This is a genomic window from Paenimyroides ummariense, assembly GCF_900115115.1.
GTDB lineage: Bacteria > Bacteroidota > Bacteroidia > Flavobacteriales > Flavobacteriaceae > Flavobacterium > Flavobacterium ummariense.
The window spans coordinates 21,064-40,676 of sequence record NZ_FOVI01000022.1; the positions used below are offsets into that span (position 1 = coordinate 21,064).

A 19,613-nucleotide genomic window follows, 5' to 3' on the forward strand; every position below is an offset into this window, starting at 1 on the left:
GTTTTATGAATTTGTTGTTACTTAAATATTTTTAATTTCATTTGTTAATAATCTGCAACTGTTGATATTACAGATTTGAAATTTTTTGTCTTGATTTTTATAGTCGATTAAAATAGGTATGTTTAACGAATTGTCTAAAACTATTTTAAACGCATTTTTTTGATTGATAATTGTTAATTCTTCTTTTGAAACATCTTTTAAAACGATATATTCAAAATCATCTTTAAAAATTAAGTTGTTTGTTAACCATTCTGAATAGGCGCTCGCGTAATTAATCTGACCTAAAATTCGATTGGTCATTTCTTGTGACAGCTGCATGAAATAGTCGTTTTTAAATAGAAAGCCTACATAAAATAAATTTCTTGCCATTATTGCATTTGCAGAAGGTATTACATTGTCTTCGATTTCAAAAACTGTACCAATTGTTTCATTTTCAGAAGATTTAAAGAAACCTTGTTTTGTGTCAAAGAATAAATCAAGTGCTTGAAAAGTAAGATTTTGTGCAAATTTTAAATGTTGCAGATCTTGCGTTTCATTGAATAATTCTAAAAAAGATTTAATTGTGAATGCGTAATCTTCTAAATTCCCTGAAATGTAATTTTGGTTGTTTTTATAAACGCGCCCTAAATTATCATTTTTATATGCTTTAAACTGTAAAAATGTTGTTAAATTTTCAATTGCAGTATTTAATTCTGTTGAAGAAATGATTTTTCGAGCACTTAAAAATCCACTCAAAAGCTGAGCGTTCCATGAGATAATTATCTTATCATCAAGCAATGGTTTTATTCGCTGTTCACGATTTTTCAAAAGAAGATTTTCCCATTTTGTTTTTAGAATCTGAAGTTGATCTAAATCGAAATTATGCTTTTTAGCAATGGTTTTTAAATCTTCTTTATGAAATAAAACATACGCATTTGCTTCTTCCCAAAATCCATCTTGATTAATAGAGAATACATCTCTAAACAAATACCATTCATCTTTGCTGATTAACTCTTCAAGTTCCGTTTTCGTCCAAAAATAATACGCACCCTCTTCTAATTTATTGTTATTGTTTAAGCTGTCGGCATCGTAAGCGGTATAAAATCCACCCGAAGAATCCTGCCAATTATTCAATATAAAGCTCACAGTTTTTTCAACTACTTCTTTAAAAAGTTCATTTTTTGTTGCAATGTAAGCGTTCGTATAAGTGGTTAAAAGTTGTGCGTTGTCATACAACATTTTTTCAAAATGTGGAATATGCCATTTGTGATCTACGCTGTATCGCGAAAATCCTCCTTCAATAACATCGAACAAACCGCCGTAAGCCATTTTGGTAAGCGTTAATTCTACATACTCGGTCAAAAAAGTATCCTTGTGAATCAAACCATATTGATAAAGAAAATTCAAATTGGTAGGCATCATGAATTTAGGCGCACGTTGATATCCTCCCAATTCCAAATCGAAACTTTTTTTCCAATTATCAAGCAACGGATCAAGGTTGAAATCAGTTGTTTCTTTAGGATAAATCTGTAAGGTATCATTCGCTAACGCAATCCCGTTTTGAAGTTTGTCTGCATAATCGTACATCTTTTCAGGATCTTCTTCAAACAATACATTCAATTGTTGTAAAATATCGATCCATTGATTTTTAGGAACATAAGTTGCGCCCCAAACCGGTAAACCATTCGGTAACGCCACAATGTTCAACGGCCAGCCACCCTGTTTGGTCATAAGCTGCAAAGCCTGCATATAATAAGCGTCAACAGCTGGTAATTCTTCGCGATCGATCTTAAAACTCGTAAAGTAAGCATTCATGACAGCTGCTACTTTATCATCTTCAAAACACTCTTTTTCCATAACATGACACCAATGGCAGGCTGCGTAACCAATGCTTATAATGAGCAACTTGTTTTTGCTTTCTGCTACATGAACGTTTTCATTGTTCCAAGGTTGCCAATGCACCGGATTTTCTGCGTGCTGAAGCAAATACGGAGAGTACGAATTGATTAACTGATTGCGCATAGAATTTTTATAAATGAAAAGGTTGAGAAAACTCAACCTTATTTTTTAACCGTTTAAAGCTTCAACAACAATATCGTTGTTGTGTAGCATTTGGCGTAACATGTTTTCGATGCCGTTTTTCAACGTAAATGTTGATGACGGACAACCGCTACAAGCTCCTTTCAGCGTTACGGTAACGCGTTTGGTATGGTCGTCGTAATTTTCAAAAGTGATGTTTCCACCGTCTGATTGAACTGCCGGTTTAACATATTCTTCTAAAATATTGATGATTTGTTGCGATGTAACATCTAAATTGTCAAAGTATTGATCTTGTTGTTGTTCATGAGCCTTGGTTTCAACAATTAATGATTCGTCTATAACTGTTCCACCGTTTTCAATGAATTGTTTAATAAAAGTACGGACTTCAATCGTTATTTCATCCCAAGAATAACTTTCGAATTTAGTGATTGAAACATAATTCTCATCAATAAAAACTTCTTTCACATAAGGAAGTTTGAACAATTCTACCGCTAAAGGCGATGGTTTTGCTTCGTCGATGTTTTTAAACTCAACTGCCGTTTTGGTAAGCGATTTGTTTGCAACAAATTTTAAAACTGCCGGGTTAGGAGTAGTTTCTCCATAAACCGTAACCGGAATTTTTTTAGTTGTTTGAGTTTCCGTTTCAATTAAAACCTTTCCGCCATTGGTAACAAAATCTTCGATTTGCTTTTTAACATCGTCTTGCACATCTGCCCATTCTACAATAGAAAAACGCTCAACTGCTACGAAATTTCCTGAAATATAAACCGATTTTACAAAAGGAAGGTAAAATAATTGTCGTGCTAAAGGAGAATTTGCGGTTTCATCGATGTTTTTGAACTCAAAATTAGATCCATAGCTAATAAAATCAGGGAATTCAAACTTAACTATAGCTGGGTTTTGGGTTTCTTTTATATTTATTTTAAACATTTTTTAAGATTTTTTTCAAAATTAACAAAGAAATATCAATTGAATATTTATATTTGGAAATTAAACGTAAAATTAACATATTTGAATTCGTGATTTTTCTAGAATATTTTAATGTCATGATATTAAATATTATACTTTTTATATATATTTGTTAACCATTTCTAAAGAGAAAAAAAGAATTTATGAATATATTTACTAAATCCTTAGTAGTTGTTATATCTTCATTATTTGTGTCGCAAGTAAGTAACGCGCAAGAAGGAATTGCAGTGTATCAAGATTATTTAACAGATAACTATTACCTTATACACCCTTCAATGGCAGGTATAGCAAATTGTGCAAAAGTTCGATTAACGGCTCGTCAACAATGGTTTGGTGAAAAAGATGCGCCAGCTTTACAAACCGCCAGCTTTAATACATCGATTTCTGAAAGATCAGGTATTGGTTTTGTAGCATTTAATGATAGAAATGGATACCATAAGCAAGCAGGAGCAAAAGTAACCTATGCGCACCATATTACTTTCTCACGAAGTGATTATGATTTGAATAAACTTTCGTTTGGTATCAGCGGGGGAATGGTTAATTCTCAATTAGATCAATCTGAATGGGGTAATGGAGTATTTGATCCATCCGTTAACGGAGCTGAATTAAAATACAATTATTTTAATGTGGATATTGGTGCATCATATCATTATTTAGATTTTTATGCACACGGTACCGTTAAAAACGTAATTACTTCTGATCGTGAAATATATTCACAGATAGAAAGTGATAATTTACGTAAATATATTGTTTCTGCAGGATATGTTTTTGCGAAGAATAGAGGGTACAGATCTTACAGAGATCAAGGTTTTTCTTGGGAGCCATCGATGTTGTTCCAATATACAGAGCAAACTCAAGAAAAAATGTTAGACGTAAATTTAAAAATGTATAAAGAATTTGCAAACGGGCAATTCTTTGCAGGTGTTTCTTACAGAACAATGTTTGAAGGAGCTGAATACATGGAGAATAATTCAGATGTTAAAAAACAAAACTATCATTCGGTTTCACCATTGTTAGGTGTTAAGTTTAAGCAGATCATGGTTGGTTATACTTACTCACATCAGTTTGGAGAAATTGGATTTGCAAAAGGAGGATTCCATCAGTTAACACTAGGATTTAACTTCTTATGTAAAGAAAGTAATTACAAATGTAACTGTCCGTCAGTTAACTTTTAATATTAACAAAAAATCCCGATCTTTATCGGGATTTTTTATTTTATAATATGGCTTTAATTAAATCTATAAACGGAAAAGAACCTAAATTTCCCGACAACTGTTTTATTGCAGAAAATGCAACCTTGTTAGGCGATGTTGAAATGGGCGAACAATGCAGTGTTTGGTACAATGCAGTGGTACGCGGCGACGTTCATTTTATTAAGATGGGCAATAAAGTAAATGTACAAGACGGTGCTGTAATACATTGTACGTATCAAAAACATCCAACAATTATTGGTAATAATGTTTCTATTGGTCACAATGCTATTGTGCACGGTTGTACTATTCACGACAATGTATTGATTGGCATGGGTGCAATTGTTATGGACAATTGTGTTGTACACAGCAATGTTATTGTTGGCGCTGGTTCGGTTGTAATACAGAATATGGAATTGCTACCAAACGGAATTTATGCCGGAATTCCTGCTAAAAGAGTAAAAGAATTAAACGCTTCTGATTTTGCCGGAGAAATTGACCGTATAAGTAATAATTATGTATTGTACAGCAGTTGGCAATAATCTTTGATGAATAATACTAAAAAAATCGTTTCAAAATTGAAACGATTTTTTTATGCTTTCTTTAAAAAGTTCGATTTGCTGTAGAACAAAATAAACTGGTAAATGTGTAGTGAAGCTTCTCCTTCTGTCATTCCGTTATAAATTAATCTTCGCATTAATTTCTGGTATTCTGTACTTTGTTTAAAACGTTTATGCTGATAATCTTTAAAAAGCTTTAATTGATTGTAGTTAAAAGTTTCGGTTCTACCAATGTTTCCCTTTTGAACTTCAAAAACAATGTAATTGTCATAAATTGGGTTTAAAGAATCGTTTGCTAAAAACTTTTCATTACCCAGACCAATATCAAACAAACCGGTTACCCAACTTAAAAACATAGGTTCGTCTTTTTTGTTCAGTTCTACCAATACCGATAAATCTTTTGTTTTAGGATTTCTTCCGTTGATATACATATTGTTTAAGTAAAACTTGTTTTCTTTTACTTCAAACGCTGCAATATAATTTCTATTTACGATAGTAGTATCGATATTAGGAACAGGGCGTTTATCGGGATAATATCTGAAATATTGTTCCATGTGGTGGTAGCGGTACGGATAAGTTGTGCCGTTCCAGATTATATTTTCGGATTCGTACTTTTTTTGTGCCCATGTAAAAAGGGTACTTAAAAGTAAAATAATAGTGTAAAGGTGTTTCATAAGCTTAAAAAAAATACCGACAAACGCCGGTATTAATTATAATGAAAACGATATATTAAAAATCGTCGAATTCTACGTTTGTGTAGCTTTTTTCAGCAACTAATTCTTTCTTAAAATCTTTTTGATGTCTTTCAGAAATAACCTCTTCACCTTTTTGTTCCAAAACATAATCAGTCATTTCGTTTAAGATTTCTTTGAAAGAAACAAAATCTTCTTTATAAAGGTAAATTTTGTGCTTTTTGAAGTGGAATGATCCGTCTTCTTCAGTAAATTTTTTACTTTCGGTAATTGTTACATAGTAATCGTCTGCTTTAGTAGATCTTACATCAAAAAAATAAGTTCTTCTGCCGGCTCTTAATACTTTAGAGAAGATTTCCTCTTTTTCTAGCATTTCATGGTCTCTCATAGTCCTTTCGTTCTGTTAAAATTTTTACATCCCTTCAAAAGTCTAAAAAAAAACTAAAAAAACAAAATTTAAATTACATCTTTTTCGGCTAATTGCTTATTATATAAATTGTTGTAATATCCTTTTTGGTTTAGTAATTGATTATGAGTGCCTTGCTCTATAATTTCACCGTCATTCAAGATAATAATTTTATCGGCATTTTTGGCAGATGATACTCTATGTGTTACAATAATGGTAGTTTTCTTTGCCGAAATATCTTTTAAATTATTTAAGATACGCTCTTCGGTTTCGGTATCAACGGCAGATAAACAATCGTCTAACAATAAAACGGGAGCATCTTTAATTAAAGCTCGGGCAATAGAAACACGCTGTTTTTGTCCGCCCGACAAGGTAATTCCACGTTCGCCCAAAATAGTATCGTATCCTTTTTCAAAGCGCATAATGTTTTTATGAACATCGGCAATTTTAGCAAAATGTTCAATTTCTTCTTGCGATGCATTTTCTTTACCAAACTGAATGTTGTTTTTAATGGTATCAGAAAACAGAAAAGCATCTTGCGGAACAACAGCAATCTGATCACGTAAATTTTCAACATTTAAATCTTTAATATCGATATTATCAATAGAAATCGACCCGGAAGAAACATCGTACAAACGTGAAATAAGCTGCAATATAGTTGATTTTCCCGATCCGGTTTTTCCTAAAAAAGCAACAGTTTCTCCTTCGTTGATAGTAAAGGATATATTGTTTAATGCGTGAATTTTTGTGTCTTCGTAAATAAAATGAACATTTTTGAATTCGATCTTTCCTTTTAAATCGTGTTTTTCTAATGTTGTTGATTGGATTGATGGAACTTCGTTTAAAAATTCATTGATACGTTTTTGAGAAGAATCGGCTTCCTGAACCATAGACGATACCCAACCTAACGAAGCAATTGGCCAGGTTAACATATTAATGTATAAAATAAACTGCGCAATGACACCAATTTCTGTAATAGTACCATTGATGTACATACGTGCGCCAATGTAAATTACCAGTAAATTACTTATTCCGATCAGGAAAATCATTAACGGACCAATTAATGCGTTAGTGTAGGTTAAACGCATGAACTTGGTTTTACTTTCGGTTGTAGCTTCATCGTACGCTTTGTTTTGCTTACCTTCTAAAGTATAAGCTTTGATAACGCGTATCCCTGAAAAAATTTCTTGTGAAAACGATGATAATTTTGATAAATTCTGCTGATAAGCAAAACTTCGGTTGTTGATTTCGGTACTTAATTTATACATTAAAATTGCTAAAAACGGTACAGGAATCAATGAATACCAAGTTAGTGTTGGCGATATAATATACATTTGCACAATTACTACTGCCATTCTAAAAACGGTATTTATGGAATACATAACAGCAGGACCAACATATTGTCGCACTTTTGCAACATCTTCTGAAATGCGACTCATCAAATCGCCGGTACGCTGACGTTTGTAAAAATCTAAACTCAGTTTTTGGTAATGCTCATAAATTTCGTTTTTAATATCGAATTCAATGTGGCGCGACATTACAATAATGGTCTGACGCATTAAAAAAGTAAGGAAACCCGCCAATAATGTTGTGCCCACAATTAAAAGCATATTGTGCCACAGGGCTTGTTTAGTGGCTTCGGCAGTTAATTCATCTTTTAAAAAATGCTGTAAAACAGTAATAGCATCACCTATATACTGTGGTGTAAAAACAGTAAATATTTGCGATGCAATGGTAATAACGATACCCAAAAGGAATCGGTATTTGTATTTTACAAAGTATTTATTAAGTTTTTGAAGTTCTTTCATTACTTAGCTTCTATTTCTTTTAAATATTAAAAAACGCAACTTCTTTTTTGTTAACTTTTTTAACAATTAATTATATGATTATTGATTTAATAATAATGTAATCAAAAAATAATAATAAAATAAATTGTTTTATATTTGAATCTATCCAAATTATTAAAATTATGACAACAAACGTATATACTCCAGACGAGTTAAAAAAAGTTGACCCGGTTTTTGGTCAGATTTCCTTTGATCATCACGAACAAGTTGTTTTTTGCCACGACAAAGATACTGGTTTAAAAGCAATTATTGGTATACATAATACAGTATTAGGTCCGGCATTAGGAGGTACGCGTATGTGGAATTATACTTCTGAATGGGAAGCTTTGAACGACGTTTTACGTTTATCGCGCGGAATGACTTATAAATCAGCAATTTCAGGATTAGATTTAGGTGGTGGAAAAGCGGTTATTATCGGTGATTCTAAAAAAGATAAAAATCGTGAATTAATTAAAGCATTTGCTAAATATGTAGATTCATTAAGCGGACGTTATATTACTGCAGAAGATGTTGGTACTACAACACCTGACATGGATTTAATTCATACAATTACGCCACACGTAACAGGTATTTCAGAAAGTTTAGGCGGATCTGGAAATCCATCGCCAGTTACAGCTTACGGTGTTTACATGGGATTGAAAGCTGCTACGAAATTCAAATACGGATCTGATGACTTAAACGGTAAAAGAGTTTTGGTTCAGGGAATTGGAAACGTGGGTGAAACGTTGGTAAAACACTTGGTAAACGCAGGCGCATTAGTTACCATTACAGATATTAGCAAAGACAGAGTAGAGGAAGTAGCAAAAAAATACAACACGGCTATTTACATGGGCGAAGATTTATATTCGTTAGATGTTGATATTTACGCTCCATGTGCTTTGGGTGCTACGGTAAACAACAATTCTATCAGTAAATTAAAGGCACAAGTAATTGCAGGTGCTGCAAACAATCAGTTGGCAGAAGAAGCTGTTCACGGTAAAATGTTACAGGAAAAAGGAATTGTTTATGCTCCGGATTTCTTAATCAACGCAGGTGGAATCATTAATGTTTTCGGTGAAATTGCTAAATATGGTTCAGACGAAGCTATCCGCAGAACAGAAAATATCTACAACACTACGTTAGATATTTTAAATTTAGCAAAAGAACAAAACATTACGCCAAACCAAGCGGCTATGAAAATGGCAGAGCAGCGTATCGAAAAGAAAAAAAAAGAAAATAAATAAAAATTAAAATTTTGTTTTAATTTTGCAAAGCGAAAATCAAATAAGGTTTTCGCTTTCTTTATAAATAAGTTCTTAGTAGCATGGTAAACAGACGTCATATCCGTTCAAAAGTATTGCAGGCATTATATGCAATGACTCAAAACCAATCCGATCAATTAGATGTTTATGAAAAATATCTTTTCAACAGTTTAGAAAACATCCGCGAACTGTATCTTTTAATGTTGTCTTCATTAATTGAATTGCAGAAAGTAGAGAATGATTTTCTGGAAGTATCGGCACAAAAACATTTAGCTACACCACAAGAAAAAAATCCCAATAAAAAGTTTGTCAATAATTTAGCGTTGCAGGTTTTATGTAAATCTGAAACATTAAATAATTGGCTGAAAGAATTGCACATCAATCAGTTTCATGTAAACGATCAATACATAAAAACGTTGTTGCAAGAAATTAAATCGAGCGAATTATACAAGCATTACATGCGTAACGGCGTGAATACTTTTGAAGAAGATAAAGATTTCTTAATTAAGTTATTTACCGATTTTATTGCTCCGAACGAAAAGATATACGAGTTTTTAGAAGATTATAAAATTTCTTGGATTGATGATATTCCGGTTGTAAATACAGCGATTTTAAAACAGTTGGAAGGATTAAAGAACGAAACCAGCTATTTTAAACTGAACAAAGTTTTTAAAGATGATGAAGATAAAGAATTTGCAAAGCAGTTGTTTAGAAAAACAGCGTTGAATGCAGATGTCTTTGTTAAGGAATATGAAGACAAAACGCGTAATTGGGAATTAGATCGTATTGCCGAAATTGATACTATTATTTTGAATTTAGGTGTTTGCGAGCTGCAAAAATTTCCATCGATTCCTGTAAAAGTAACAATTAACGAATATTTAGAACTTGCAAAAGAATATTCAACACCAAAAAGCAGTATATTTATCAACGGAATTTTAGACGCTTTAGTTAAAGAATACCGCGAAGAAAATAAATTAAACAAAATAGGAAGAGGATTAATCGAATAATTATGAAAAAATTAATGTTTGCAGCAGGTTTCGCTGCATTAAGCTTAATGGCTTGTAATAAAAAAGAAGACGCTTCGTCACTTATCAAAGATGGTGCTTCTACAACAACTGAAACTACAACAACATCAACAACAACTGATGGTGTTACAGAAACTTCAAGTTCTACAAGTGCACAAACAGGTTTTCCTAAAATTGCATTCAACGAAACAACTCATGATTTCGGTGAATTAAAAAAGGGATCTAAAGGCGAAGTGGAGTTTGAAATCAGAAACGAAGGAACTGTAGATTTAGTTATTATCGATGCTAAGGCATCATGCGGTTGTACGGTTCCAGAAAAACCAACGGAACCAATCAAACCAGGTAAATCGGCAAAAATGAAAGTTATTTTCTCTGCAAACAGTGCAGGTTTACAAAGTAAAAACATAACATTAACAACCAATACCGAAGCAGGTAGCGAAGTGTTAACTGTAAAAGCAAACGTAACAGAATAATTTAAAATGGAAAACATTCAACAGTTTTTACCTTTTGTTTTAATAATGGCGGCAATGTATTTTTTAATGATACGTCCGCAACAACAAAGAGTAAAAAAAGAAAAAGAATTTGAAGGAAGCTTAAAAGTAGGCGATAAAATTGTAACTAAAGCCGGTATCCACGGAAGAATTTCTGAACTTGCAGAAACAACAATGGTTGTAGAAACAATGGCAGGAAAAATTAAAATGGAAAAAGCGGCAATCTCTTTAGATTTAAGCAGAAAAGTAAATGCTTCTCCAGTAGTTGAGAAATCATAAATAAAAAACTCCTAAATTTCTTTAGGAGTTTTTATTTTTAAGGTCTGTTTCCAGTAATTAATCGGTATAGGATAGCAATAACTGCTAACACCAATAAAACGTGTATAAAACTTCCTACGGCATCTGCGAAACCAAAATATCCCACAGCCCATAAAATGATCAGTACTACGGCAATAAGCCAAATTAAATCTCTCATAGCATACTATTTTTAAAAATTAGTATCCTAAAGTTAGTAAAAAAATAATTTAATACCACTTTAACTTTTATATTTTTTTTGCAATTTTTGGTGACTACCGCACAATTTTGTACTTTTATCCAAATACATTTAAGTAAACAAAAAGCTATAACATGCTTACAAAAAATAAAGATATTGCAATTGCAGGTGCCGGTTTGGTAGGCACGCTTTTGGGTATCTATCTTAAAAAGAAAGACTACAACGTAACCATTTTTGATCGAAGTGAAGATATCCGTAAAGTAAAATTTTCAGGTAGATCTATAAATTTGGCAATGTCAACTCGCGGGTGGCATGCTTTAGATGAAGTCGGAATTGGCGATGAAATCAGAAAAATTGCCATTCCAATGGATAAAAGAGCCATTCATTTAAAAGACGGATCTTTATCTTTTCAGCCATATGGCATCAATGGCGAAGCTATTTATTCTATTTCGCGCGGTGGTTTAAACAGAATGATGATTGATCTGGCAGAAAAAGCCGGAGTAAATTTTGAATTTGGTCAGAGAATTTGGGACGTAAATTTAGAAACCGCAACCTTATATATAGGTGAAAACGAACACGGACCTTTTGAAAATAGACAATTCGATCAGATTTTTGGTGCAGATGGAGCTTTTTCGAGAATTCGTCACCGCATGCAACGCCAGAACAGGTTTAATTATTCACAATATTTTTTAAATATCGGCTACAAAGAATTAACCATTCCAGCAAACGAAGATGGTTCGCATAAAATCGATCCTAATTCTTTTCATATCTGGCCTCGTGGTGAATTTATGTTGATTGCACTTTCTAACGATGACGGATCGTTTACTTGTACGTTGTTTATGCCTTTTGAAGGTGATAATTCCTTTGAAGAAATCAATTCAGAAGAAAAGCTAACGACATTTTTTAATGAATATTTTTCTGACACAAAAGATTTAATCGTAAACCTTAAAGAAGATTATTTTTCAAACCCGACATCTTCGCTGGTTACTATGCAATGTTATCCTTGGACCTATAAAGATAAGGTGGCATTAATTGGTGATTCGGCCCATGCAATTGTTCCTTTTTACGGACAAGGAATGAACGCTGGTTTTGAAGATATTACTGCTTTGAGTGATTTATTGGATGAATTTCCAAATGATATTGAAACGGTTTTTGAAAAATATCAAGAGATACGTAAGCCAAATGCCGATGCAATTGCCGAATTATCGTATCGAAATTTTATTGAGATGAGTATAAAAACGGCTGATGTTGATTTCTTATTGCAGAAAAAAATTGAAGCTTGGTTTACAAAACAACATCCCGATAAATGGTTGCCGTTGTACGATCGCGTTACTTTTAGTTTAAATCCGTACGAAGATGCTTTGGCAATTGGCGATTTGCAGAAAAAAGTTATGGAAGAAGTAATGCAGTTACCCGATATTCATGAAAATTGGCAAACTAAAGAAGTTGAAAAACACATTTTAGATTTATTAGATAAAAATAAAGCAGACATATAGTCTGCTTTTTGCTTTATATTACTTTTTAAATATTTTGGTAAGTACACCAAATGCTCCACGTATAAACGTTGCGCTGGTTAAAACTTTAATAACCTGTTTGGTAAAATAACTTTCTTCTTTTTTCTTTGGTGCAGTATTGGTTTTCGATTCTTTAATAACTGCAGGTTCTGTCGTTTTTTCTATGGTTAGCTTGCGGTTCAGAATTTCGTACGCACTTTCACGGTCAACCACACTATTATACTTGTTTTTAAGGTCCGATTTTTCTATCAACCCTTCAATTTCAGTAGGCGATAAAACATCCATTCTACTCATTGGTGCTAGTATCATACAAACAGCCAAAGGTGTAGGAATTCCCTTTTCGTTTAAAACGGTAACCAAAGCTTCTCCCGTACCAAGCTGTGTAATAATTTCGTTGGTTTTGTAAAATTCGGTTGTTGGGAAATTTTCCGATGCCAGTTTAATCGCTTTCCGATCTTTATCAGTAAAAGCACGCAACGCATGTTGAATCTTCAATCCTAATTGCGCTAAAACACCGTCGGGTACATCGGTTGGATTTTGTGTGATAAAATACAGACCAATTCCTTTAGATCGTATCAATTTAACAATGGTTTCAATTTGATCTAACAGTGCTTTGCTGGCTTCTTTAAAGATTAAGTGTGCTTCATCGATAAAAATAACCAGTTCCGGCTGACCGCTGTCGCCTTGTTCCGGCATGGTATTGTAAACTTCAGCCAAAAGGCACAACATAAAAGTCGAGAATAATTTAGGTTTGTCCTGAATATCGTTTAAACGTAGAATGTTTACGTATGCTTTACCATTTTCGTCAATTCGCATTAAATCTTTAATATCGAATGATGTTTCTCCGAAAAATAAATCAGCATCTTGTTGTTCCAATTCAATAAGTTTACGCAGAATTGCTCCGGTTGAAGCAGTAGAAACACGTCCGTATTCTTTTTCAATAGCCTCTTTACCTTCATTTGTTATAAACTGAATTACTTTTTTAAGATCCTTCAAATCTAATAAAGGCAGCTGATGATCGTCGCAATATTTAAAGATCAAAGACATTACACCGCTTTGCGTATCGTTCAAATCTAAAATACGAGATAATAAAACTGGACCAAATTCAGAAATGGTTGCCCGTAGCCGAACGCCGTTTTGTTTTGATATAGTTAGTAATTCTACAGGAAACGCTTTAGGCTCAAAAGGTAAATTCATTTTAGCATGACGTTCTTCTATAAAAGCAGTTTTTACGCCTTGCTGTGCAATTCCGCTGAAATCACCTTTAATATCCATCATTAAAACAGGGATTCCTTTGTTAGAGAGTTGCTCAGATAGTACTTGAATGGTTTTAGTTTTACCCGTTCCTGTAGCACCCGCAATTAATCCGTGGCGGTTCAGTGTTTTTAAAGGTATGTTTATAAATAGGTCTGCAACGGGTGCGTTTTCAATCATTGCACCGCCAATAGTGATAAAGTCGGTCTTAAAAGTATAGCCTTCTTTAATTTGTAGTTTGAATTTTTCGATATCCATTAAACAATTATTCATTTTTTGATAAAGATATAAACTTCTTTCAACTAAAAAAATGCAATAAAACGGCAGGTTATGTAATTGTTAAGAAATATTTGAGACTAAAAAACAATAATAGTGAAAGTGAAACGTTTAATGATTAAGGATTTGATAAAAAAATATTAAAAAGTAAATTAATTGTTTCTTTTTCGTTAATTTTAAATTCTTGAATTATTACAGGTGAAATTTTATTTTTTTATTTCAACTAAAAAAGTAAATTTGCCTTGCTTCAATGAAAGCAAACTAATTTTAAAAATTGAGTAAACATTAAATTTAAATTTTATTAAGATGACACAAACAGTTGAGAAAAATCCAAGTGGTTCAGGATTATCAAACGTGGCTGCGGCGATTACCATTATCCTATGTTTAGTTTTTGGTTGGGTAATTTGGAGATTTGTATTAGGAAATGCAGACAACTTCATGAACGGCGATCGTAACGGCGATCCATTACCAGGAGACTTAATGGGAATGATGTACAAAGGTGGTTACGTTATTGCTGTATTAATTGGATTATTAACAACAACTATTGTATTCGGCATCGAAAGATGGATTGTAGTAAGTAAAGCTGCAGGTACAGGTGATGTTAAAGGTTATGTAGCTAAAGTACAATCTTTAGTTAATGCTAACCAAATTGACGAAGCTATTGAACTTTCTGACAAACAAAAAGGTTCAGTTGCAAATGTTGTAAAAGCAGCGTTAATTAAATTAAAAGAAGTTAAACGTGAAGGTTTTGATGCTGACAAAGCAACTGAAACTATTCAAAAAGAAATCGAAGAAGCTACGGTGTTAGAAATGCCAATGTTAGAGAAAAACATGATCATTTTAGCAACATTAGTGTCTATTGGTACATTAGTAGGTTTATTAGGTACAGTAACAGGTATGATTAAAGCATTCTCGGCTTTATCTACAGCTGGTTCTCCTGATTCATCTGCATTAGCAACAGGTATCTCTGAAGCCTTGATGAATACTGCTACAGGTATTGGTACATCTACATTAGCTATTGTTTTCTATAACGTATTCACAACGAAAATCGATAAATTAACACATTTTATCGACGAAGCCGGATTCGCAATTACACAATCTTACAGAAGACACAATAAATAATCTTTATTGTAGTTCGTAAAATAGTGTATAATTCCAGATTAAATCTGGTTAAAAAAGAAGAGAGAATATGGCAAAAATGAAAAAATCAAGTACAAGAATAGATATGACCGCAATGTGTGACGTATCATTCTTATTGCTAACATTCTTCGTTTTAACCTCTACAGCAAAAACACCAGAAGTTCATCCTGTTGATTTGCCTGCATCTACAAAAGAAACAAAAATTCCATCAGAAGATATATTAACTATTACTGTTGGACAGGAAAATGTATTTGTAGGTTTAGCAGGAAGAGAAGATAGAATGGATGTTCTTAGAAGAATGGGGCAGGAATATAATATTGAATTTTCTGAAGCAGAGTTGAATGCTTTTGCAGGAATGGAAAATTTTGGAGTTGATATTCGTGAAATGAAGAGCTTGTTAGCGAAACCTGCAGGTGAACGTATGGATAAAGATATTCACAAAGGTGTGCCTTATAAAGATTCTTTAAATAATCAATTGGCGTCTTGGGTACGTAATGCAAGAGAATCATCTTACATTAGAAAATCTACTGATGAGAAAAAGAACTTCTTAAAAGTAGCTATTAAAGGTGATGCAAACGAGCAGTTTGGTACAGTTAAACAGGTAATTGATATTTTACAAGAACAACGTCAAAACCGCTTTTACCTTGTTACAGGTTTAAGAACTGATGACTTTTAATCTACTAAAATTTAAAAAGAAATGGCAGAATTAAATACTGGTGGTAACGAAGGAAAAGGCGGTAAAAAAGTAAGAAGTAAAAAACAAAATGCCGGGGTTGATTTAACAGCCATGGTAGATTTGGCATTCTTATTGATTACGTTCTTTATGTTAACCACTTCCTTATCTAAACCGCAGTCTATGGACTTGCAAATGCCGGATAAGAAAGATGTTGAAAAAGAGGATCGAATAGATGTAAAAGAGTCTAAAACGATGACCATACTTTTAGGTAAAGATAATATGTTAAAATATTATGTAGGTATGTTTAGTTCTCCTATTGAAGGACCTACTGATTCAACTTATGGTAAAAACGGTATAAGAAAAGTTATTTTGCAAAAAATAGCTAATCTAAGAGCTCAAGGTTTAACAGGAGCTGAAGGTCAAATTGTTATTATTAAGGCTACAGATGAGGCTACTTATACTAATATGATTGATATATTAGATGAAATGGCAATCACTGGAATCGAGGTATATGCAATTAATGATATTACTGATGCTGAAAAAGCAATAATGCAGTAAGCATAAAATAATAAAATAGACTACTATGGCTAATATTAATTTATTTGGAAAGGATTGGATTAACGTTGTGTTTGAAGGTCGTAACAAAGCGTACGGAGCCTACAAACTACGTCAAGAAAATCCTAAAACAACATTACTAGCATTATTGTTAGGAGTTGTTTGTATTGGTTTGGCTTTTGGTGGATCGGTAGCTTATAAATCTCTATTTGGTGAAAGATTTGGTAAAGACAAAGATGAAACAGGTGTTGAGATTTTAGATGTGCAATTACCTGAACTTCCAGAGCCTGAAGAGCCCATCGAAGAGATAAAAGAAGAACCAGTTGTTGAACCTCCAAAAGAGGAACCTGCTGATGCTTCAAAATCTGTTCAAGATGAGAAAAAATTTACCGAAATGGAGGTAAAGAAAGATACAGAAGTTAAAAAAGAGGAGCAGAAGTCTCAAAAAGAGTTTGACGATGACACTCAATCTGGTCGTGAGGACAGAAAAGGTGATGATAAAGGTGATTTTAAAACAAAAGGTGAACAGACCGGGGGTGCTGAATCTGGTTCCAAAGGAAAAGGAAAAGGTGACCAATTTTCTGAAGAAGATTCAAACAAAGTTCACAGCTTTGTACAGCAAAAAGCTGCACCTAACGAAGGTTTACAAGCTTTCTTTAGCAGCTTTATCCGTAAGTTTAACGCACCAGATGTTGGTGGAAATGTAAATGAAATCTCTGTTCGTTTAAAATTTGTTGTAGAAAAAGACGGTTCTTTTACTGATGTTCAAGTATCAGGAGCAGATCCGCACAACATGGGTAGAGAAGCCATTAGAGTATTGAAATCAATGCCTAAATGGAAACCAGCAGAGCACAATGGTAAAAAAGTGCGTTCAAGTTTTACATTACCTATTAAAGTTAGAGTAAATAACTAGTATGTTAGAAAACTTTATAAATAATTTTAAACAAAAATCGCTTTTACAGCGATTTTTGTTCTTTATTGGTTTGGTGTTCCTAATTCTGTATTTTGTATTGGGATGTATGTTTATTTTTTGGAAAAGCATTCCGTTAGAATTATCGTATAACCGCAGGCTACTCTTTGGAATACTGCTCATTGTGTACAGTATCTTCAGATTTTTTAGAATCATAAATATAAGACAAGATTAATTTCTTGTCATTTTTGTTTTACTATATACTAAATAAAATATATTTACGTTAATCTGTAAATGAGTGTTTATATTTTGTATATTTAGTTAAAACATTTTTATATGGTCTGATTTTTACGCTTTAACTTAAAAACATTTTAATTATGAGTAGTTTAAATTTATTTGGAAAAGAGTGGTTAAATATTGTATTTGAAAACCGCAACAAACTTTACGGAGCGTACAAATTACGCCAGGAAAGTACTAAAACAACTTTTACGGCTTTGGCTATTGGCATAGGATTGTTAGGTTCTATTTTTGGAAGCTCTTATCTGTATGCATCTAAAAGTAATCCGAGAGTAATTGAGTATATATTAGAAAATGATCCTGTTGTTCCAGATATTGTTGATCCAATAGTTGAGAAACCACCTGTAGAAAAACCAGCAGATATTGAGAAATCGGTTGAGAAAGTTATCGAAAAGTCAACAGTAAAAGATGTCATGGAAAATAAAAAATTTGTAGAAATGACAGCGGCTAAAGACAATGATGTTATAGATGATAAACTAAAAGCACAAAAAGATTTTAACGATAATATAAATTCAGGTCAAAATAATACCAAAGCACATACTGACGGTACTTTAAATAAAGATGGAAGAGAATCTGGTGATATAGATACCGGAAAAAATATAAAATCTGGCGATGGTGATAGTACAGAAGGAAACACAACTTCAAAAGGAAATGAAATAGTTACGTTAGTTCAAAAGAAAGCTATGCCAAATGAAGGTTTTGAAAAATTCTTTGAATCATATATCAGAAAATTTTCTAAGGATGTTGGAGGTAATGCAACAGAAATGGTAGTTAAGCTAAAATTTGTTGTAGAAAAAGACGGATCGTTTACAGACATAAAAATCATTGAAGATAAGCATGGTTTGGGTAACGAAGCAATCCGCGTTTTAAAGTCAATGCCAAAATGGAAAGCAGCACAACATAACGGTAGAACGGTTCGCTCTCAATTTACCTTACCAATTAAAGTTAAAGTAAATAACTAAAAAGAAACCCGCTATTTAAAAGCGGGTTTCTTATTTTTTGTAAACATATTATTTGCAATTTAACGTAAGGTAAAACCATTTTTACTGCATCAATAATTTTTGTTTGTTAAAAATGCAAAATTTGTAAAGTTTATTAAAAAAAAAATTAGTAGATTTAGCAATCAATTAATATCTAAAATTATGAAGCAGATAATTTGGTCTGTGTTGGGGTTAAGCCTTTTAATTTCTTGTAAAAAAGAAAGTAAAGATGGGGTTGCAGAAGTGAAAGAAGCGTACGACAGAGGAACAACAGAAATGTATGTAGAATCGTCGGTTTATCCTATAGTTGAAGATATTAATCAGGTTTTTAAAACCTATTACAACAATGCCGATATAAAATTAAAGATGCTTTCGCAGAACGAAATTTTAAATTCGGTTTATAAAGATTCTGGTCGTTTGGCAGTAATGCCAAAGTCGTTCACGGCAAAAGAGCTAGAAGCTTTCAAAGGTCGCGTGGTGCCTAAAATAACACCGATTGCAAAAGATGCAGTATTGTTCATCACACAAAAAAACGCTACGGATACATTAATTAATTATAAACAGGTTATTGATATTTTTAAAGGAACTAAAAAATCCGATAAAATATTTGTTTTTCACGATGCCAATTCAAACATTGTAGATCAAATTAAAACAGATGCCCGCGTAAGTGAGTTAAGCAAGAATGTTTATTATGTAAAAACAGTCGGAGAAATTGTATCATATATTAATAAAAATAAAAATGCTGTTGGTGTGGTTGGTATCAATTGGATGCTTCAGCCCGATGAAAAAATAAAAGAAGGTATTAAGCAGTTGCGTTCTATGTTGGTTTATAACGATTCGTTAAAAAATTATTATGCACCATCGCAAAGTACCATTGCAGATAATACTTATCCGTTAATAAGAACAATAAATATTATAGACGTTCAGGGAAAAACAGGTTTAGGTACCGGTTTTGCAAGTTTCGCAGCTTCAGACAAAGGACAGCGTATTGTTTTAAAATCGGGTTTAATGCCGGTAACTTTACCAAAACGTGAAATTAACATAGTAGAATAAATAAGGTTTTTCAATATAATTGTAA

20 protein-coding genes are annotated in these 19,613 nt (G+C 32.7%); 13 read left to right on the top strand and 7 right to left on the bottom strand.

Annotated features, from left to right (window positions below; all coding sequences use genetic code 11):
- Nucleotides 1–21: 21 nt before the first annotated feature.
- Both BM253_RS13400 and BM253_RS13405 read right to left on the bottom strand, forming a co-directional pair.
- The gene (locus BM253_RS13400) at nucleotides 22–2,001 is read right to left on the bottom strand and encodes a thioredoxin domain-containing protein (protein ID WP_091525313.1); all 1,980 of its coding nucleotides are present in this window, start codon (nucleotides 1,999–2,001) and stop codon (nucleotides 22–24) included.
- 45 nt (nucleotides 2,002–2,046) lie between these two features.
- Nucleotides 2,047–2,949, bottom strand: coding sequence for a NifU family protein (locus tag BM253_RS13405; RefSeq protein ID WP_091525315.1), 903 nt, complete (start codon nucleotides 2,947–2,949; stop codon nucleotides 2,047–2,049).
- Between the two features lie 182 nt (nucleotides 2,950–3,131).
- Here BM253_RS13405 and BM253_RS13410 point away from each other — a divergent pair, with 182 nt between their 5' ends.
- Entirely contained in the window at nucleotides 3,132–4,163 is a 1,032-nt protein-coding gene (locus BM253_RS13410; protein ID WP_091525317.1) for a PorP/SprF family type IX secretion system membrane protein, read from the top strand.
- 47 nt (nucleotides 4,164–4,210) lie between these two features.
- Nucleotides 4,211–4,720, top strand: coding sequence for a gamma carbonic anhydrase family protein (locus BM253_RS13415; protein WP_091525319.1), 510 nt, complete (start codon nucleotides 4,211–4,213; stop codon nucleotides 4,718–4,720).
- A gap of 50 nt (nucleotides 4,721–4,770) precedes the next feature.
- On the opposite strand, the gene BM253_RS13420 is transcribed toward BM253_RS13415, so the two are convergent.
- The 3 genes from BM253_RS13420 to BM253_RS13430 form a co-directional block, all read right to left on the bottom strand.
- Nucleotides 4,771–5,412, bottom strand: coding sequence for a hypothetical protein (locus BM253_RS13420; protein ID WP_091525321.1), 642 nt, complete (start codon nucleotides 5,410–5,412; stop codon nucleotides 4,771–4,773).
- Between the two features lie 55 nt (nucleotides 5,413–5,467).
- Nucleotides 5,468–5,818 (bottom strand): PUR family DNA/RNA-binding protein, encoded by a 351-nt coding sequence (locus tag BM253_RS13425; protein ID WP_091525323.1) that lies wholly within the window; start codon nucleotides 5,816–5,818, stop codon nucleotides 5,468–5,470.
- Nucleotides 5,819–5,886: 68 nt separating this feature from the next.
- The gene (locus tag BM253_RS13430; protein WP_091525325.1) at nucleotides 5,887–7,644 is read right to left on the bottom strand and encodes an ABC transporter ATP-binding protein; all 1,758 of its coding nucleotides are present in this window, start codon (nucleotides 7,642–7,644) and stop codon (nucleotides 5,887–5,889) included.
- A 161-nt stretch (nucleotides 7,645–7,805) separates the two neighbouring features.
- Between BM253_RS13430 and BM253_RS13435 the strand changes: the two genes are divergently transcribed.
- The 4 genes from BM253_RS13435 to yajC all read left to right on the top strand — a co-directional run bounded on the left by BM253_RS13435 (nucleotide 7,806) and on the right by yajC (nucleotide 10,719).
- Entirely contained in the window at nucleotides 7,806–8,906 is a 1,101-nt protein-coding gene (locus tag BM253_RS13435; protein WP_091525327.1) for a Glu/Leu/Phe/Val dehydrogenase dimerization domain-containing protein, read from the top strand.
- An 80-nt stretch (nucleotides 8,907–8,986) separates the two neighbouring features.
- Nucleotides 8,987–9,931 carry a transcription antitermination factor NusB gene (gene nusB / locus BM253_RS13440; RefSeq protein WP_091525330.1) on the top strand — a complete coding sequence of 315 codons (945 nt, stop codon included), beginning with the start codon at nucleotides 8,987–8,989 and terminating at the stop codon, nucleotides 9,929–9,931.
- Between the two features lie 2 nt (nucleotides 9,932–9,933).
- On the top strand, nucleotides 9,934–10,422 hold the full coding sequence (locus BM253_RS13445) for a DUF1573 domain-containing protein (RefSeq protein WP_091525332.1): 489 nt from the start codon (nucleotides 9,934–9,936) through the stop codon (nucleotides 10,420–10,422).
- A 6-nt stretch (nucleotides 10,423–10,428) separates the two neighbouring features.
- The gene (gene yajC, locus BM253_RS13450) at nucleotides 10,429–10,719 is read left to right on the top strand and encodes a preprotein translocase subunit YajC (RefSeq protein WP_091525334.1); all 291 of its coding nucleotides are present in this window, start codon (nucleotides 10,429–10,431) and stop codon (nucleotides 10,717–10,719) included.
- A 37-nt stretch (nucleotides 10,720–10,756) separates the two neighbouring features.
- Here yajC and BM253_RS17195 read toward each other — a convergent pair whose 3' ends face one another.
- A complete protein-coding gene (locus BM253_RS17195; RefSeq protein ID WP_124899743.1) occupies nucleotides 10,757–10,915 on the bottom strand; it encodes a lmo0937 family membrane protein in 159 nt (52 codons plus the stop codon).
- A gap of 152 nt (nucleotides 10,916–11,067) precedes the next feature.
- On the opposite strand from BM253_RS17195, the gene BM253_RS13455 reads away from it, so the two are divergent.
- Nucleotides 11,068–12,429, top strand: coding sequence for an FAD-dependent oxidoreductase (locus tag BM253_RS13455; RefSeq protein WP_091525336.1), 1,362 nt, complete (start codon nucleotides 11,068–11,070; stop codon nucleotides 12,427–12,429).
- Between the two features lie 18 nt (nucleotides 12,430–12,447).
- On the opposite strand, the gene BM253_RS13460 is transcribed toward BM253_RS13455, so the two are convergent.
- The gene (locus tag BM253_RS13460) at nucleotides 12,448–13,974 is read right to left on the bottom strand and encodes a helicase HerA-like domain-containing protein (RefSeq protein WP_397334431.1); all 1,527 of its coding nucleotides are present in this window, start codon (nucleotides 13,972–13,974) and stop codon (nucleotides 12,448–12,450) included.
- A gap of 309 nt (nucleotides 13,975–14,283) precedes the next feature.
- Here BM253_RS13460 and BM253_RS13465 point away from each other — a divergent pair, with 309 nt between their 5' ends.
- The 6 genes from BM253_RS13465 to BM253_RS13495 all read left to right on the top strand — a co-directional run bounded on the left by BM253_RS13465 (nucleotide 14,284) and on the right by BM253_RS13495 (nucleotide 19,588).
- The gene (locus tag BM253_RS13465; RefSeq protein WP_091525340.1) at nucleotides 14,284–15,099 is read left to right on the top strand and encodes a MotA/TolQ/ExbB proton channel family protein; all 816 of its coding nucleotides are present in this window, start codon (nucleotides 14,284–14,286) and stop codon (nucleotides 15,097–15,099) included.
- Between the two features lie 67 nt (nucleotides 15,100–15,166).
- Nucleotides 15,167–15,793 carry an ExbD/TolR family protein gene (locus BM253_RS13470; protein ID WP_091525342.1) on the top strand — a complete coding sequence of 209 codons (627 nt, stop codon included), beginning with the start codon at nucleotides 15,167–15,169 and terminating at the stop codon, nucleotides 15,791–15,793.
- Nucleotides 15,794–15,814: 21 nt separating this feature from the next.
- Nucleotides 15,815–16,351, top strand: a complete 537-nt coding sequence (locus BM253_RS13475) for an ExbD/TolR family protein (protein ID WP_091525344.1) — start codon at nucleotides 15,815–15,817, stop codon at nucleotides 16,349–16,351.
- Between the two features lie 25 nt (nucleotides 16,352–16,376).
- Nucleotides 16,377–17,261, top strand: a complete 885-nt coding sequence (locus BM253_RS13480) for an energy transducer TonB (RefSeq protein WP_091525346.1) — start codon at nucleotides 16,377–16,379, stop codon at nucleotides 17,259–17,261.
- Nucleotides 17,262–17,635: 374 nt separating this feature from the next.
- Nucleotides 17,636–18,517 carry an energy transducer TonB gene (locus tag BM253_RS13490; RefSeq protein WP_091525349.1) on the top strand — a complete coding sequence of 294 codons (882 nt, stop codon included), beginning with the start codon at nucleotides 17,636–17,638 and terminating at the stop codon, nucleotides 18,515–18,517.
- Nucleotides 18,518–18,697: 180 nt separating this feature from the next.
- Nucleotides 18,698–19,588 (top strand): PstS family phosphate ABC transporter substrate-binding protein, encoded by an 891-nt coding sequence (locus tag BM253_RS13495; RefSeq protein ID WP_143095663.1) that lies wholly within the window; start codon nucleotides 18,698–18,700, stop codon nucleotides 19,586–19,588.
- Nucleotides 19,589–19,613: the final 25 nt, after the last annotated feature.

Excerpts from the sequence above, each read along its gene's own strand:
- yajC (WP_091525334.1), top strand. The coding sequence starts at position 10,429 with ATGGAAAACATTCAACAGTTTTTACCTTTTGTTTTAATAATGGCGGCA.
- BM253_RS17195 (WP_124899743.1), bottom strand. The coding sequence starts at position 10,915 with ATGAGAGATTTAATTTGGCTTATTGCCGTAGTACTGATCATTTTATGG.
- BM253_RS13470 (WP_091525342.1), top strand. The coding sequence starts at position 15,167 with ATGGCAAAAATGAAAAAATCAAGTACAAGAATAGATATGACCGCAATG.
- BM253_RS13455 (WP_091525336.1), top strand. The coding sequence starts at position 11,068 with ATGCTTACAAAAAATAAAGATATTGCAATTGCAGGTGCCGGTTTGGTA.
- BM253_RS13430 (WP_091525325.1), bottom strand. The coding sequence starts at position 7,644 with ATGAAAGAACTTCAAAAACTTAATAAATACTTTGTAAAATACAAATAC.
- nusB (WP_091525330.1), top strand. The coding sequence starts at position 8,987 with ATGGTAAACAGACGTCATATCCGTTCAAAAGTATTGCAGGCATTATAT.
- BM253_RS13420 (WP_091525321.1), bottom strand. The coding sequence starts at position 5,412 with ATGAAACACCTTTACACTATTATTTTACTTTTAAGTACCCTTTTTACA.
- BM253_RS13480 (WP_091525346.1), top strand. The coding sequence starts at position 16,377 with ATGGCTAATATTAATTTATTTGGAAAGGATTGGATTAACGTTGTGTTT.
- BM253_RS13400 (WP_091525313.1), bottom strand. The coding sequence starts at position 2,001 with ATGCGCAATCAGTTAATCAATTCGTACTCTCCGTATTTGCTTCAGCAC.
- BM253_RS13415 (WP_091525319.1), top strand. The coding sequence starts at position 4,211 with ATGGCTTTAATTAAATCTATAAACGGAAAAGAACCTAAATTTCCCGAC.
- BM253_RS13460 (WP_397334431.1), bottom strand. The coding sequence starts at position 13,974 with ATGAATAATTGTTTAATGGATATCGAAAAATTCAAACTACAAATTAAA.
- BM253_RS13405 (WP_091525315.1), bottom strand. The coding sequence starts at position 2,949 with ATGTTTAAAATAAATATAAAAGAAACCCAAAACCCAGCTATAGTTAAG.
- BM253_RS13435 (WP_091525327.1), top strand. The coding sequence starts at position 7,806 with ATGACAACAAACGTATATACTCCAGACGAGTTAAAAAAAGTTGACCCG.
- BM253_RS13425 (WP_091525323.1), bottom strand. The coding sequence starts at position 5,818 with ATGAGAGACCATGAAATGCTAGAAAAAGAGGAAATCTTCTCTAAAGTA.
- BM253_RS13475 (WP_091525344.1), top strand. The coding sequence starts at position 15,815 with ATGGCAGAATTAAATACTGGTGGTAACGAAGGAAAAGGCGGTAAAAAA.
- BM253_RS13465 (WP_091525340.1), top strand. The coding sequence starts at position 14,284 with ATGACACAAACAGTTGAGAAAAATCCAAGTGGTTCAGGATTATCAAAC.
- BM253_RS13495 (WP_143095663.1), top strand. The coding sequence starts at position 18,698 with ATGAAGCAGATAATTTGGTCTGTGTTGGGGTTAAGCCTTTTAATTTCT.
- BM253_RS13410 (WP_091525317.1), top strand. The coding sequence starts at position 3,132 with ATGAATATATTTACTAAATCCTTAGTAGTTGTTATATCTTCATTATTT.
- BM253_RS13490 (WP_091525349.1), top strand. The coding sequence starts at position 17,636 with ATGAGTAGTTTAAATTTATTTGGAAAAGAGTGGTTAAATATTGTATTT.
- BM253_RS13445 (WP_091525332.1), top strand. The coding sequence starts at position 9,934 with ATGAAAAAATTAATGTTTGCAGCAGGTTTCGCTGCATTAAGCTTAATG.